At 48.0% G+C, this 15,486-nt stretch carries 15 protein-coding genes; 7 read left to right on the top strand and 8 right to left on the bottom strand.

The features are described 5' to 3' along the window. The first annotated feature begins 148 nt into the window (after positions 1 to 148). On the top strand, positions 149 to 760 hold the full coding sequence (locus tag MHI21_RS14820) for a flavin reductase family protein (RefSeq protein ID WP_165177173.1): 612 nt from the start codon (positions 149 to 151) through the stop codon (positions 758 to 760). Positions 761 to 926: 166 nt separating this feature from the next. Here MHI21_RS14820 and MHI21_RS14815 read toward each other — a convergent pair whose 3' ends face one another. From MHI21_RS14815 to MHI21_RS14785, 7 genes are all read right to left on the bottom strand, one after another. After that, positions 927 to 1,583 (bottom strand): methylthioribulose 1-phosphate dehydratase, encoded by a 657-nt coding sequence (locus tag MHI21_RS14815; protein ID WP_342418438.1) that lies wholly within the window; start codon positions 1,581 to 1,583, stop codon positions 927 to 929. Next, positions 1,584 to 2,261 carry a 2-hydroxy-3-keto-5-methylthiopentenyl-1-phosphate phosphatase gene (locus tag MHI21_RS14810; protein WP_165177169.1) on the bottom strand — a complete coding sequence of 226 codons (678 nt, stop codon included), beginning with the start codon at positions 2,259 to 2,261 and terminating at the stop codon, positions 1,584 to 1,586. Further along, a complete protein-coding gene (locus tag MHI21_RS14805; protein WP_342418437.1) occupies positions 2,258 to 3,469 on the bottom strand; it encodes a 2,3-diketo-5-methylthiopentyl-1-phosphate enolase in 1,212 nt (403 codons plus the stop codon). The genes MHI21_RS14810 and MHI21_RS14805 overlap by 4 nt, the downstream gene beginning before the upstream one ends. Next, positions 3,466 to 4,332, bottom strand: a complete 867-nt coding sequence (proC, locus tag MHI21_RS14800; RefSeq protein ID WP_165177165.1) for a pyrroline-5-carboxylate reductase — start codon at positions 4,330 to 4,332, stop codon at positions 3,466 to 3,468. The genes MHI21_RS14805 and proC overlap by 4 nt, the downstream gene beginning before the upstream one ends. A 39-nt stretch (positions 4,333 to 4,371) precedes the next feature. Continuing rightward, positions 4,372 to 5,664, bottom strand: a complete 1,293-nt coding sequence (locus MHI21_RS14795; RefSeq protein ID WP_209947394.1) for a glutamate-5-semialdehyde dehydrogenase — start codon at positions 5,662 to 5,664, stop codon at positions 4,372 to 4,374. A gap of 12 nt (positions 5,665 to 5,676) precedes the next feature. Then, complete coding sequence (gene proB / locus MHI21_RS14790; protein ID WP_069289799.1) at positions 5,677 to 6,882, bottom strand: glutamate 5-kinase; 1,206 nt, start codon at positions 6,880 to 6,882, stop codon at positions 5,677 to 5,679. Positions 6,883 to 7,123: 241 nt separating this feature from the next. After that, positions 7,124 to 8,305 (bottom strand): pyridoxal phosphate-dependent aminotransferase, encoded by a 1,182-nt coding sequence (locus MHI21_RS14785; protein WP_342418436.1) that lies wholly within the window; start codon positions 8,303 to 8,305, stop codon positions 7,124 to 7,126. A 176-nt stretch (positions 8,306 to 8,481) separates the two neighbouring features. Between MHI21_RS14785 and MHI21_RS14780 the strand changes: the two genes are divergently transcribed. From MHI21_RS14780 to MHI21_RS14760, 5 genes are all read left to right on the top strand, one after another. Next, positions 8,482 to 9,300 (top strand): carbon-nitrogen family hydrolase, encoded by an 819-nt coding sequence (locus MHI21_RS14780; RefSeq protein WP_342418435.1) that lies wholly within the window; start codon positions 8,482 to 8,484, stop codon positions 9,298 to 9,300. A gap of 22 nt (positions 9,301 to 9,322) precedes the next feature. Further along, the gene (locus tag MHI21_RS14775) at positions 9,323 to 10,603 is read left to right on the top strand and encodes a helix-turn-helix transcriptional regulator (RefSeq protein WP_342418434.1); all 1,281 of its coding nucleotides are present in this window, start codon (positions 9,323 to 9,325) and stop codon (positions 10,601 to 10,603) included. A 234-nt stretch (positions 10,604 to 10,837) separates the two neighbouring features. After that, positions 10,838 to 11,257 (top strand): hypothetical protein, encoded by a 420-nt coding sequence (locus tag MHI21_RS14770; protein WP_341163893.1) that lies wholly within the window; start codon positions 10,838 to 10,840, stop codon positions 11,255 to 11,257. Positions 11,258 to 11,303: 46 nt separating this feature from the next. Beyond that, entirely contained in the window at positions 11,304 to 12,104 is an 801-nt protein-coding gene (locus MHI21_RS14765) for a hypothetical protein (protein WP_165177153.1), read from the top strand. An 82-nt stretch (positions 12,105 to 12,186) separates the two neighbouring features. Continuing rightward, positions 12,187 to 12,327 carry a hypothetical protein gene (locus MHI21_RS14760; protein WP_023989112.1) on the top strand — a complete coding sequence of 47 codons (141 nt, stop codon included), beginning with the start codon at positions 12,187 to 12,189 and terminating at the stop codon, positions 12,325 to 12,327. 339 nt (positions 12,328 to 12,666) lie between these two features. On the opposite strand, the gene MHI21_RS14755 is transcribed toward MHI21_RS14760, so the two are convergent. After that, positions 12,667 to 13,584: a LysR family transcriptional regulator gene (locus tag MHI21_RS14755; RefSeq protein ID WP_069289796.1), complete on the bottom strand. Its 918-nt coding sequence runs from the start codon at positions 13,582 to 13,584 to the stop codon at positions 12,667 to 12,669. A 239-nt stretch (positions 13,585 to 13,823) separates the two neighbouring features. On the opposite strand from MHI21_RS14755, the gene MHI21_RS14750 reads away from it, so the two are divergent. Further along, positions 13,824 to 15,440: an alkaline phosphatase gene (locus MHI21_RS14750; protein ID WP_342418433.1), complete on the top strand. Its 1,617-nt coding sequence runs from the start codon at positions 13,824 to 13,826 to the stop codon at positions 15,438 to 15,440. The last annotated feature ends 46 nt before the right edge of the window (positions 15,441 to 15,486 follow it).

The raw sequence follows: 15,486 nt of genomic DNA, 5'->3' as shown, positions 1-15,486 counted from the left end.
CAACTTTACATTTCGTATCATTCACGCGATACTGGAAGGGAGGCCTGAGATGTCATCCATGTCGCTAGCTAATGGTGTATTTGCTTATCAGGCGAAACTTGATGATGTGCAGTCGAATAGCGATTGTGATCGGAAATGAGGGAGAAAAATGATTTCGTTGAATCCTGATACGCTTACAGGGCGTGAAAATTATAAGCTGTTGACTGGAAGTATTATCCCAAGGCCGGTAGCCTTTGTAACGACTTTGAGCAGCGAAGGGGTGCTGAATGGTGCGCCGTTCAGTTATTTTTCCATCGTAGCCTCTGAACCGCCACTGCTGTCTGTATCCGTACAACGTGTTGATGGAGTACCCAAAGATACAGCACGTAATGCGATGGAGCACAAGGCATTTGTCGTACATATCACAGACGAGGACAATGTGGGAGCAGTGAATGTGACGGCTTCCCGCCTGTTGCCGCAGGAGAGTGAGGTTGCACTGGCAGGCCTTACCCCGGTCAAAAGTACAAAAATCGAAGTTCCCGGTGTGGCAGAAGCGAAAATACGCATGGAATGTATTCTGGAACAAGTTATACCGTTGGGAGGCAAGGAGGACTCACCTGCCTGTGATCTGTTAATCGGACGCGTAGTGCAGTATCATTTGTCCGAGGAAGCATACCAAAATACGTATGTGATTGCTAAGGAGTTGCGTCCAGTAAGTCGGTTGGCTGGGAACAACTATGCGAAGCTAGGAGAGCAATTCACGCTGGAGCGTCCCCAATAGGGGGCGTTTTTTTACAGCATGCCTAAGATTTTATGTGGCTAGTAGAATAGAATACCCTAATTATAAAAAAGAGAACGTTCCTGTGCTATCGCTTAGGCTCCGTTCTCGATATTCAATGGCCACTTTTACAAATAATGATAAGCATCTTTGATATTTATGAGTTTATTTACTTCAAAGTTTTCAGCAGCAGGGAGCGATAGGTCGTTTCAAACAAAAATTCAAACGCCTCCAAATGCTTTTTAGCCTCAAATACATCACTGCCCCACGCATAAATGCCGTGGTTACGCAATAAAATTCCAGGCACCTGATCATTTAGCACACCGGGCACCAGCTTGGCAATCGAGGCAATATCTGCGTAATTAGGCAGTACAGGAATATCAATCGCAGCATTTTCGTCCCAAATGTTAAAAGCCTTGATCAGCTCAATACCTTGGATAGGTACAGCGCCTTGCTCACCGTAATATTCGGAAATCAGATTATTAAACACGGTATGCACATGAAAAACGGCTCCGCAGCCTGTCAGGCGGTAAATTTCGCAATGTATAAGCGTCTCTGCGCTTGGCTTGAGGTTTGTCGCTTCTGCCGCTTTTCCGTACTGGTCTACGAACAGAAAATCTTCCGGAGTACGCTTGGTTTTATCCTTACCGCTGGCGGTGACTGCAAAATAAAATTGTTCGGGATGAAAGTCACCGATTCGGATCGACAAATTGCCGCTCGTGCCTGGGAACCAGTTGCGAGATGCGAATAGTTCTTTGACATCAGCGAGTTCTTCCAGTGCGCGGCGTTTTTCTTCCAATGAAATGTCTGCCAAGTTAAAACTCATTTACAGCACCCCTTGCTCCTGTTTTTGCTTTAAATCCTCGATAATGTCATCAAATGTTTCAAAGGGTACATGTGGTACGCCAAGCTCTTGACACTTTAAAGTCAGATGCGAACGGGAGTACACAAGATCGGCAATTTTAGCTCCTTCAAAATCGGTCAGGCTGTCGCCGATCAAAATCCGTTCGTATTGTCCGGAAGGATATTGACGAATTACAGTCGTTTTACACATGCCACAATCATTTGTACACGGTTCCTCACATGGATGCGGCCACGTAATCTGGATGCGCTCCCCGGAAAAATCCGCTCCGTTGCAATAGACGTGGTCGTGTGGAATGTCAAAGGGTTTTAGCAATGGATCAATAAAAAAATCAATGCCGCCACTGGTGACGAAAAATTGAATCTGCTGCTCTCGTACATAGTCCAAAAAGCGTGCAAAGCCCTCGCGTATACCAGCTTGTCCAAGTACATATGAGATAATTTCGTCCTTTTGTTCCGAAGGCATCAGGGCGAACATCGCACCTACGCCTTCACGAATGGATGTATGCCCATTTACGATTTGATGCATGATGGGCTCACAGCCTGTAGGCTGAAAATGCTTCATAATGGCGACAATATTGTCGCTGTTCGTAATTGTCCCGTCAAAATCGCAAAAAATGACGGGTTTCTTTGCTATGATCATCGTTCGCCTCCCCATGTGTCGAGCGCAGATTGCAGCTCGGGGTGAGTATGGGCGTATTCTGCCAGGGGGACATTCTGCTGTACCGCTTCAATCGCCTGCACAAAGGCGCGCCCACCAGCTTCTGTACCCAGCGGATGACCGTGAATCCCGCCCCCGGCGTTGACCACGACGTCAGTACCAAAATCACGTACAATGAGCGGCACGAGGCCCGGGTGAATCCCTGCGGAAGGGACAGGCATGCTGGCCTTCAGCGGTAGATCAGGGTTGATCAGCTCATCGCGGATTGCCATGTTTTCGTCACGCGGCATCGTCACTGAGCCGTAGGGAGAAGGGAAGAGCACGAGGTCAGCGCCAGCCAGCCGCATAAGCTGACCGAGTAGGACGGACGCCGATATACCATAATGTGGCGATGGATAAACAGCACCCGCTAACGAAGGATGGGCTGCAATCGGCACCGAGACGGCGGGATCGCTGCTAAGTTCATGCAGCACATCGTAACCGTAGGCCAACACGTTAAACAGTAACGCGTTGGCACCCGCATCAATGGCCTTGAGAGCTTGTGTCTTAAGCTGCGAGGTCGGTCCCGTTAAATTAGCGGCATACAGCAGCTTTTTACCGGTTTCACGCTCAGCCGCTTTGGCGGCTTTGATGCAGGCTTCGACACGTTTTTCAATCGGCGTCAGCGCGTCTTCAAATAAGATCTCGTCGTCCTTGATCAGATCAACACCACCGAGAGCCTGCCGGGTAAACTGTTCACGAAGTTCGTCCAAATTGAGGCCAATTACAGATTTGAAAATGCTCATGAGCAGGGGGCGATCATACACGCCAAGCTGCTCGCGCAAGCCGCTGATACCGAATTTCGGTCCTGGAAAAGCAGAGCGGAATGCTTCCGAGAAACCCAGCTTCGTTAGCTTAATTCGGCCGTCCATCGAAATTTTGCCGAAGACCGTGACCAGCAGAGCGGGAATGTCTCGGCTGAAGTTGACATCCGGGTAAGCGATGGTCAGGTCCGCGTACCGTTCACCGGGACCTCCATCGTGAATATCCACAGAATGAACCGAGCCAAGATGCTTTTGCATCGCGTCCCGTTTGGCTTGCGGGAGCTCAGTCCAGCTGCCCACCGTCATGCCGATGGCAATAGATTGGGCCTTTTGGTTAAAATCGGCTTTGTCATCGTATACCCGGTAGGTCGCCAAGCAATAGCTCATTCAATTCCCTCCTTGAGTACAGCTCCCATCTCGCGGGATCGTTCAGCGCACCGCTGTACCGCCGCAATTACTGTTTCGTAGAAGTCACCTTTGTCCAGCATTTCCAATGCAGCTACCGTAGAGCCATTAGGAGACATAATTTTGTGGCGAAGGGCAGAAGGCTCCTCTCCGGTTTGCTGCACCATACGTGCCGCTCCAAGCGCGGTTTGCACCGTTAGTTCGTGCGCTTGCTCAGGGGTCAAGCCACCACGGATTCCTCCGGCAATCATGGCTTCCATCAGGTAGTAGACATACGCAGGGCCGCTTCCAGATATCCCGGTCAAAACATCCATTTTCTCTTCTTCTATAACCGTTACCGTACCTACAGATTCGAACATTGTAAGCACGTTTTTACGCTGGATTTCGCTGATCTCCTTGGAAAAGCTAATACCTGTGGCTCCCAGCCCAATTGAGCTGGATGTATTGGGCATCGTCCGTGCGATCGGCTGCTTGCGACCCAGCAACGTTTGCATCGTACGAATAGACAATCCGGCGATTACCGAAATGATCAGCTGCTCATCAGACAGAAGTGGGCCGAGCTGTCCAAGTGCTTGTGCAGCATCCTTGGGCTTCATGGCAAGCACAATGACCGGAGAACGACGCAGAAGCTCGGTTTTGGCGGCATCCTCGGTTTGGAACAAGACTCCATATTGCTTTTGAAGTTCCTCAAGGCGAGCCTGATTACTGCGGTTGATGACGGTAATACCACTAGGTTTGACAACAGAACGAGCCGTCATTCCGCGAATAATAGCCTCTGCCATTGATCCTGCCCCGAAAAATGTAATCTGCTCATTAATTAAAACCTTTGTTTGTGATTCACACATAGATTCATAACCTCCAAGGATACAGATTGATTTAAGTTATTATTCCCTGATTTGTCCAGTACCGTACACGCGATATTTGGTTGAAGTCAAGGCAGGCAATCCCATTGGACCGCGGGCATGTAATTTTTGTGTGCTGATTCCGATCTCGGCACCAAACCCAAATTCGAAGCCATCCGTGAAGCGAGTGGATGCATTGTGGTACACGGCTGCCGCGTCCACTTCTTGCAGAAAACGCTCGACATGTGCTTTGTCCTCGGTGACAATACACTCTGAATGCATCGTACCGTAACGGGCAATATGCTCCAGTACTTCGTCCAGATTGTTCACGACCTTTACGTTCATAATGTAATCATTATACTCGGTGCCATAATCCTCTTCTGTAGCAGGAACAGCCCAAGGAACCAATTCTCGTGTGCGTGCACAGCCGCGTAGCTCAACCCCCGCATCACGAAAGCGTTCTGCCAATCCTGTTAAATGTGCTTTTGCATAATCCGAGTGTACGAGCAATGTTTCCATCGAGTTACACACGGACGGTCTTTGCACCTTGGCATTCAGTGTAATCGCTTCGGCCATTGCGGTATCCGCTGTAGCATCCAAAAAGGTATGGCATACACCAGCTCCGGTTTCGATGACAGGTACGGTAGCGTTCTGAACAACATTTTGAATGAGTGAACGCCCGCCGCGTGGAATAATTACATCCAGCAAGCCGTTCAAGGTGAGCATTTCGTTGACCGAGGCACGGTCTGAATCTTCAATAAGTTGAAGCGCCTCGCGTGGCACAGCTGTTGCGTCTAGTGCCTGCTGGAGTACTTCGATAATCTTGCGGTTGGAGAAGAGGGCGGCCGAACCACCGCGTAGCACAACCGGATTGCCTGTTTTCAAGCACAGGCCCGCGGCATCCACGGTTACATTTGGACGCGCTTCATATATGATGCCGATGACACCCAGCGGTACACGTATCTTCTCAATTCGCAGGCCGTTTGGACGTTCAATTTGCTCAAGGGTGTCGCCGACCGGGTCAGGCAGTGCCACAATTTGGCGTAATCCTTCGGCAATAGCTCCGATTCGGTCCTCGGTCAGCTTGAGGCGGTCGAGCAGAGATTCTGATGTTCCCTGTTCCCGTCCACGTTTCAGGTCATTATGGTTTGCTGCAATCAGCTCTTCAGTATGATTTACTAGAGCTTCAGCCATAGCAAGCAATGCTTCGTTTTTCTGTGCTGTAGTCAGGCGGTTCATGACCCCGGCACTTTTTTTAGCAAGATTCGCTTTGGTTCGTACTTCGCTAAAATGGTTCTCCTCGGTTGCAGCTGTGTTAGTCGTTAAATCACTCATGTTACGGCCTCCCTACATACATAATGTAATCCATTCATCCCTGTGGATCACCTCAAGCCGGTGAATGGGACCAATTTTGCCCACAACCTCGCCGCTGGGTAATCCTTGTACATTTCGGAGCTGTTCATCGTCATAATTGACGATGCCGCGTCCTAACACTTTATTTTCCGGTCCGAGCACCTCAACGACATCTCCGGCATGAAAGCTGCCCTCGACCCGTCGTACGCCAACCGGAAGTAGACTGTGTCCTCCGTGAACCAACGCTTCCTCAGCCCCTTCGTCTACATGCACTGCGCCCAGAGGGGTGGACATAAATCCAAGCCACTGTTTTTTCATCGGAAGTGAAGAGAGGTGGGTGTCAAAATAAGTTCCCGGTCCGTGTCCTTCGACGGCTGCGTCTAGATCACCATTCGCGCTTACGCGTCCCACATATACAGGTACACCGCCGCGTGTAGCGACTTTGGCAGCTTCGATCTTGGATCGCATGCCGCCAGTACCTACAGACGATCCAGAACCTCCAGCTAATGCATAAATCTCCTCTGTAATTTCTTCGATACGTTCAAAACGTACGGCATTCGGATGCTTGCGCGGATCTGCCGTATATACGCCATCGGTGTCCGTAATGATAATCAGATGCTGAGCTTTGACCAGATTGGCAACCAGCGCGGACAGCATATCGTTATCGCCGAATTTCAATTCGTCAATCGATACAGTATCATTTTCGTTAAAGATCGGGATAACCTGCTGGCGCAGCAATTCTTCTACGGTCATTCCGGCATTATTCATCCGTTTGCGGCTCAAAAAGTCACTACGGGTTAGCAGAACCTGCGCGATCACTAGGTCAAAATCTTTAAAAGCCTGCTCATAGGCCTGCATGAGAAGAGCTTGGCCAACAGCTGCTGCCGCCTGCTTTTCATGCAGTAGCTTAGGGCGAAACGGGTACCCAATCTCCCTGAATCCGGCGGCTACTGCGCCTGATGTAACCAGCAGCACTTCATGACCTTTTGCACGAAGCAAGCTGATTTCCCGGGCAAAATAAGCGATGGCTTCCCGATTCAAGCCACCTTCCACTCCAGTCAGAGAGCTGCTTCCGATTTTAATGACGATTCGTGTTGACAAGACGTCCACTTCCTTAATTTTACTCTTTTTAATGCAAAAAAACTTCCATCCTTTGTATGCAAAGGACGAAAGTTTGTGCTTCCGCGGTACCACCTTCATTGATGATTCATGATCATCCCACTTGAAACCTGTTAACGGCAGGGACCGCCTGATTGCGCAGGGCGCTCGGGGATAGGAGTTGGGAGAGAGTCCAGGTAAATTCTTGCAGCCTATCGGAATTTACTCTCTGAACAGGACCGAGTCTCTCTTAATAGTCCCTTCAACGCGCTAAATGATATTGGATACAGAATACCACGAAAAGACCAGGTTTGGCAAAGAAGTTGTAGCTGGAAAATACGGCTTAACCAAACAGGTTTAGCTTGCCAATTCGATCAGCCGCCTCGGTCAGTCGAGTTTCTGAGCTCAGCAGCCCCGCTCGCACATATCCTTCGCCGCCGCTCCCGAAGCCGATCCCTGGAGCGACAGCCACCTTGGCTTCCCGCAACAGCAGATCGGCAAAAGAAGCCGAAGTATAGCCCTGCGGCACAGGCAGCCAACTGAAAAAGGAGCCGCTTGGGCGCGTCGCCTTCCAGCCTATTTGCCCAAGTGCATCATAAAAAGCGTTACGGCGTGATTCATAGCGGGCTACCAGCTCGCCTACGCAGTTCTGCGAGGCCGTCAGGGCTGTCGCCGCTGCTGCCTGAATGCCGCCAAACAAGCTTACATAAATATGATCCTGTAACAGATTAATCATCGAGATGATTTCGGCATTACCGAGCGCGAAACCAACACGCCAGCCCGCCATATTGTACGTTTTGGACAAGGTATAGAACTCAATCCCCACGTCTTTAGCACCCTCTGCCTGGAGGAAGCTCACCGGACGTTCGCCATCAAATCCAATAGCGCCATAGGCGAAATCACTGGCAACCACAATACCGTTACGTTGCGCGAATTCAACCGTATCCTCGTAAAAAGAAAGTGGAGCCGTTGCCGAGGTTGGATTATTCGGATAGTTAAGGAACATTAACTTGGCGCGGCGGCGGTCTTCCACGGAAATGGCTTCATAATCGGGCAGAAAACGGTTCTCTTCCTTTAATGGGAGAAAAGACATTTCCGCTTTAGCCAAGGCTACACCAGACCAGTAGTCCGGGTAGCCGGGATCAGGGACGAGACACACATCGCCGGGATTGAGTAAGACTTGCGGCAGCTGAACCAAACCTGTTTTTCCGCCAAACAGGATGGCGACCTCGGTTTCAGGGTTGAGCGTCACACCGTAATCCTCCTGATAGCGCTGGGCAACGGCTTCCTTGAGAAAGCTGTAACCGCGAAATGGCGAATATTTATGATACAGCGGGTTATCCGCTGATTCCTGCAAAGCTTTTACAATATGAGAAGGAGTGGGAGTGTCGGGGTTCCCCTGTCCGAGGTTAATGACATCATGTCCCGCCGCAATTTCACGGTTTACATTTTGTACAAGTGTGGCAAAAAATTGAGTAGGTAACTGTTTCATGACGTCAGCGGAGGGAATAGAAAAATGAGTCATCAATACACACGACCTTTTGGAATAGTTTAAGAAATAATCTATCACGATTTTACCGAGTTGTATAGGAGGAATTAAGCTTGCATGGTTGCGTAATCCAGACTGATCGGGCTATGATGGGGGAAAATACCGGATAATGGGTCGCGGGAAGCTCCGGCTCACAAGGAGGATGAAGGATTTTGAAGTATCAGGAAGCTCAGCCGTTCAGTGTTGCACTCATACAAGCTCATATAGAGATAGGAAATCCCCCGGAAAACCGCAGTCATATCCAAGCTTTAATGGAACAAGCGATGAAAACCGAACTGAAGCCGGATCTGATTGTCCTGCCGGAAATGTGGAATACGGGCTATGCCTTGGATCGCATTCATGAGCTGGCGGATAAGGAAGGGACGGAGACTCGGGCATGGATAGCAGCGTTCGCCGCCACCCATCAAGTGAACGTAGTAGCTGGGTCAATCGCAGAGAAAAAGAGCGACGGTCATGTGTATAATACGATGCTCGTTTTTGACCGCACAGGCAGAGAGGTTGCTTCGTATTCCAAAATTCATCTATTCCGACTTATGGATGAAGAAAAATATTTGCAGCCTGGCGAAGAAAAGGTTTTATTCGCACTGGATGGCGGTATTCAGGCAGGTGCGTCAATCTGCTATGATATCCGTTTTCCTGAACTAGCCCGAAGTTTGGCCTTGTCGGGCGCAAATTTGCTGATCGTACCCGCGGAATGGCCTCATCCCCGGCTTCATCACTGGCGTACCTTGCTGACCGCACGTGCTATAGAAAATCAGATGTATGTCATTGCTTGTAACCGGGTAGGTCGCAGCGGAGAAACTGATTTCTTCGGGCATTCGCTCATAATTGATCCATGGGGAGAAATCATTGCCGAGGGTGGAGAGCAGGAGGAGATTCTCACAGGAACGATTGAGTCTGCCTTGGTGCAGGACGTGCGTGGTCGTATTCCGGTGTTTGAAGATCGGCGTCCCTCACTGTATGACCGATAATCAGTGTAGAAAGGAATACTCCATGCTTAAGGAACGCATTGAATTTTTGTGTAAAAAGAAAAACTTGTCCCGAAAAGAGCTGGTAGACGGGTTGGTTACACCTGCACATTTTGCAAATATACTGGCTGACCGTTACCCTTTGGCAGAGGATTTGGCCGAGCAAATTGCTGGGCGTTTAGGTGTAAAACCATCCTACCTCTTGCGTGCAGCGGCAGAGGATGAGGAGACGCTGGCTACAGCGGATAAGATTTTCACAGAGCTGTCCAAGCTGGCTAATCCTGCCACGGAAAGCTATGTGGATCAGCTGGAGGATCGCAACGATTCGCTTGTGGTGGAAATGACGACTTATTTGATGAAGGCCGTATATTACCAGCAATTAAATGACCCAACGGCCTATGAATATTTACATCAGACCTATTTAAATTTTTATTTGGAGAAGTTTGGCCGTTCGGATGAGGTGGAGCTGCCCGCACCGCTAAAAAAAGCAATTTTATTTTATAAAATCCAGTATTTCCGCTCTAAAAATCATTATTATGATGTGCTGAATAACGTTACGCAGCTAAGACGTCTGGTGGAAGAGGGGACGGAAAACTGGCTGAATGCGCAAAACATTATGATGGATGCCTGTATTCAGGTCAAGCAATTTGATCAGGCGAAGCAGGTATTCGAGCAGACGATGCGCAGGGTATATGATGATCGGCTTTTTCACCGTTTGACGGGCCTGTATGTGGCTTACAGCGGATATTGTTTCGCCATGGGTTCTGTACAGGAAGCACTGTTAACGTTGTCTATGGCTGAGGCCAATTTGGTGTATTTGGAAAATGCACCAGATATGCTCACGACTATCCTGAACAACCGGATTATTATGCTAACATCGATTGGCGAGCTGGATAAGGCTTTGGAGGAAGTAGCACGTTTTGAAGCGCTGGTGAGCCGGGAGCGGGAGGAAATGCAGCAGATGATGCTGCCCGTTACGCTGATATATCGTTGTGAAATCGCATTTACCCGGAAAAACTGGGGGCTGCTGTCACAGCATTTGGATCAGCTTCGCCAAACCAATCTGACAATAGGTCAGCAAATGGGGCTTGATTTTTATGAAAGCCAGCTTGCGCTTGCGCAAGGGAATCAGGGCGCCTTTTGGACGCATGCCTTGCAATGCTTGCCTTATTTTGAAGCTCTCCAGCATCCAGCGCGGCTTGAACAGTTATATGAAACGCTGGCAGTTGTGTCCGAGGACAGTCGTCGTTATAAAGAATCATCGGCGTATTATCGCAAATTGGTCTATCTTTTGCGTAAAAAATAGCCTGAATTCACTCGTTTTTCACAAAACTATCGGATGATCGTGCGAAAGAATACTCCAAAGTATGCAAAATTTTGTGTAAACCGTCCCAGAGTTCAAAATAAACCGGAAAAGTACAGGTTAAAGCTCCTGTTTTTTCGGTTTTTTTGTATGCGCCAAAACGTATTGTGGTGCCATATACCCTCTTTTATACTGAATTCATAGGGAACGACAATACAAAATACGAGGTGCAACCACATGATGAACTTTTTCGGTAAAAAGAAAAAACAGCAGGATGCGATAGAACAAGCAGATCAACTGATGAATAAGGGTTTGTCCGGATTATTTATGAAAGGTTTGGTACCCAAAGAGCATCGGGAACAGATCAACCAAAGCCTAAACTCGGCAAGACAAGCTCAAACGGCAGCTAACAGTAGTTTGTCGATGGCGGCGACTGCGGTTGTTATTTCGGTAACAGATACCGGGAAGCTCGTGAATTTTGATCCGATCGTGGTGCTAGTGCTAGATGTGACGGAAGTAAACGGTAATCGATACCCAAAAACGCTGGAAACGCTCGTATCCAAGCTGCAAATTCCGCGGCCTGGAGATACGGTGGGTCTGGGGAGCAATCCGGTAAATCCATCGGAGCTGATTTATATGGGACTGGTGACAGCGTAAATGAGTAGATCGTTTGAACAAATGATTGAAAAAGGGGCTTTGGAGGATGAAAGGATTTTTGAGTATGATCGGGGTACTTTTGGTGTTTGGTGTAGGCTTCTCACCATTTTTGGCTAACTATTTATGGGATGATCCATTTGTGATTATGGATGCCCCGTGGTATAGGCCGTTAATTTATATAGGCTTTGCACTGATTTTTCTACCAGGCATTTTAGGTGTGTTTTTTGGAGGCGGTAAGGTCAAGAAGGGTGTTCCTGGGGTTGGGATCATTACAAGCGTTCAGCAAACAGGGACTTATGTAAACAATCAGCCGCAGGTAAAGCTCGGGTTAACCGTAACCAAACATGGAGAAGACAAATATGCTACTGCGTTGACGACGATTATTCCGTTGACTTCCATGGCTCAATTTCAGCCAGGCTCAATCATTCCGTTGGTCGTATCGGAGAAAGACAAAATGAAAGTAGGACTTGACCTGAAAGGACAGGTGTCGCAAACGGATTTACAAGCGTTAATGAATGAGCAAATGGTTAAGCAGGGCGTATCGCCTGAACTGTTGGAAGTTGCCAAAACCGGTGAGCAGGCATATGCGAAGGTGCTGGATGTCACACCCATGGGGGAAGCAGGACCTAATAAAATTAAGCTTCAGTTTAAGCTGAGTGTAACGAAAAACAACGGCGATACATTTAATGTAACCACGCAAAAGGATGTTTTTTCTTCCCAACTATCCAAACTGCAGCAGGGAAGTATTATAGAGGTCATTTATTCACCTCAAGATCCTTCAAAATTAGTCTTTAAAACACAAGTGAGTGAAGCCGAGGTACAGCAAGCATTTGGTTCTTCTCGATAATAAAAAAGTTTTTCGATACCTGTTTCAGATACAGCCCATAGGTGTATTATAATAGTATCCCGACACCAGGAGGTTGATAACGATGGATAACCAAAGTAGATCCGAACTGGCGAATAGGGATGGCCTGTCACGGCCGAGAGGCTTAAATAGACAGGTTGTCGGAAACAATTATGAAATGGGCTATGATCAGGATAAAAGTCCACCAGATTTAGGGAGACCCTGATCACAAAAAGGCGAGGACAGGCACTTTGGGATCACACAGCACATTGGAACTGAGGTAGGACACTCTTGGGAGACCAAGGCTAGAGACCTTAAGGAAAGAAGTGATGCGGGATGGATAAAGTGGAGTTTCCGAGCAAGCGTAAAGTAATCAGGCGAGGCTGACATGAAATTCAAATGAACATGAAATGTGGTTCGTTGAAGACAGATGGAAGCAACATCGCAACAGTGTAATCGAACCCGTAAAGTAAATGAAGTATTGAAAGTATAGGGGGGAAGCCCCGGGACCGCCTTCTTCTCTGGCTTTGGCTAGGGAGGAAGACGGTCCTTTTCACATTGGAAGCTACTTTTGAGAAAGTTGCTCGACCGTTTCTCGGAAGGTATCAATAAAGGCTTCGGCGGCTTTAGACAAATAACGTCCGTTTCGGTAAGCAATGGCCAGGGTACGGCTAGGGGTAGGTTCGGCGAGTGGCAATAATGCTGGAACAAACTCGCTGCTGGCGGCCCGGGCGATAAAACGGGGGACGAGTGTCACTCCCATACCTGTCGCTACGAGCGATTGGAGCGTCTCCATATTAGTGCTCTCAAACACCACATTAGGTTCAAAGCCCGCTTGATGACACAAATCCATCGTCAGCTTGCGAAAGCCTTGCCCTTTTTTCAGCACGACAAAAGGCTCATCTTTCAGTTCTTCCATATGCACAGGCTGCGGATGGCCTCCTTTTTTACGCAGGGCTAGGGGGTGACCTGGAGGAACGGCAAGATCAATCCACTCTTCACCGATGGGCACATAGGAAAGTGTAGGTTCAACTAATGGAAGAGATAGCAGGCTGAGATCTGTATCCCCACTGGCAGTTTTTTTCTCCAGATTCATGGATGAATCCTCGACTAACACGATTTCAATGTCCGGATGAGCTTTCTTGAATACAGGCAGCACATGCGGCAGCAAATGAGAACCTGTGATAGGCATACTGCCAACCACAACCTTCCCTTTTCGCAGTTGAGAAATGTCGTCCATTTCCTGCCGGAGCTGCTCGACTGCATCGACTATTTTTTTTGCCTTTTCTACAAAGCTTGCTCCTGCATGTGTTAATTCCACCGTGCTGGTGTTGCGTTGAAATAAAAGTACCCCAAGTTCTTTTTCCAGTTTGGATAATTGTTGGCTCAAAGAGGGCTGAGCAATATGCAGTTTTTCTGCTGCGCGTGAGAAGTTTTTTTCCGCTGCAATTTGCAGGGTGTACTGAAGCTGTCTGAATTCCATCGAATTTTGCGCCCCTTGTCTTATAAGCTTTACCTATTACATCATAGACTGATTATACAATAATAAAAAGAAATTCCCAATCTTAACGAATCCCATGTGTCACAAGTTTTATATAGATGAAGCGTTTTTATACAAATAGAGTCTTTTAATACAGATAAGCAATTCATTTAACATTCTCCTGATAAAACGTGATTAATCTTAGTTCTGGTTGTACAAAAAAGTGTCTGGGGGGAAAATGAATGCTAAAATGTTGGGGGATACATACGAAAAAATCGGTGGCTGCACTCGTAGCGACTATGATGCTAGCAGTAAGCGGTGGGACGGCGATGGCAGTCGAAAAGGACACGTCGATTAAAAACGTAATTATTTTGATTCCAGACGGTATGGCTAATGACGCCACTGCACTGGCTAGATGGTACAAAGGATCCTCCTTAACGTTAGACAGCATGGCAAGCGGCATGGTGCGTACGCATTCTGCGGATGCTCCAATTGCCGATTCTGCTCCAGCGGGAACTGCTTTTGCCACAGGACATAAATCACATACTGGGTATGTAGGTGTCCTTCCTGATGAAGCGACAATGCCTGGACAACAACCCATTGCAGCGGGTGACGCCAAAAAGCCTGTAGCTTCCATTCTTGAGGCTTCCAAGCTGGCAGGAAAATCGACCGGAATTATTGCGACTTCCGAGATTATGCATGCGACACCAGCTGATTTTACCGCACATTATCCTGATCGTAAAAATTATGATGCACTCAGCATGCAGCAAGCCTACAACGGGGTTGACGTAGTGTTAGGTGGAGGCGGCAAGTTTTTGGAGGAAGCAGGGCGTAAAGATGGCCAAGATTTGGTAGCCCAAATTAAAGACCAGGGTTATGACTTTGTCACGACACCTGAAGGGTTGAAAAAATCGACCTCCAGCAAGCTCTGGGGCAGCTTTTCTCCCGAAGCCCTTGCGTATAACCTGGATCGCGATGCATCCAAGGAACCTAGTCTGGCGGAAATGACATCGAAAGCAATTGATGTGTTGTCCAAAAACGATAAAGGCTTCTTCTTAATGGTAGAAGGCAGTAAAGTGGATTGGGCCGCCCATGCAAATGATCCAACCGGAATTATCAGTGACGTGCTTTCATTTGACGATGCAGTGAAAGTTGCTGTGGATTACGCCAAACAAAACCAAAATACAGTCGTCGTAGCAGTGACAGACCACGGAAATGGTGGATTGACGATTGGTAGCAGCGATACAACTAGCAATTATGATAAAACACCTTTAGCTTCTTTTATAGACCCGCTGAAAAAAGCGAAGCTGACGGGTGAAGGCTTGGAAGCCAAGCTGAATGCAGATCGCAGCAATATTAAAGAGGTGCTTTCCACATATTTTGGCATCACCGATTTGACAGACGAAGAAGTAAAAACCATTAAAGATGCCAAAGAAGGCAGCATGAACTATGCTGTCGGACCGATCATTAGCAAACGTGCGAATATTGGCTGGACTACAGGCGGACATACAGGAGGCGATGTCGTGTTGTACACGTATGCGCCGAACGGAGACCGTCCAACCGGTGTAATCGACAATACAGATGTCAATAAATATATGACACGTTTACTTGGACTGGATTTGGATACGGTCAGCAAGCAGCTTTTTGTTCCTGCAAAAGCCGCTTTTGAAGCTAAAGGAGCCAGGTTTACTGCGGACACGAAAGTCATTACAGTGACCAAAGGCAGTAACAAGCTGGAGCTTCCAGTATACAAAAATATAGCTACGCTGAATGGTAAAAATACCACGCTCAACGGTGTAGTTGTATTTAACGGCGTTGATTATTTTGTACCCCAGCAGGCGATTGATTTGATTCAGTAGTAAGCAGAACCATCGACAAGGGCTGTTTCTTCCTTTAGAGGAAGAG

The sequence above is a fragment of the Paenibacillus sp. FSL H8-0168 genome, assembly GCF_038592955.1.
GTDB classification, from domain to species: Bacteria; Bacillota; Bacilli; order Paenibacillales; family Paenibacillaceae; genus Paenibacillus; species Paenibacillus polymyxa_B.
This window is presented reverse-complemented; position numbering and strand designations above follow the sequence as displayed.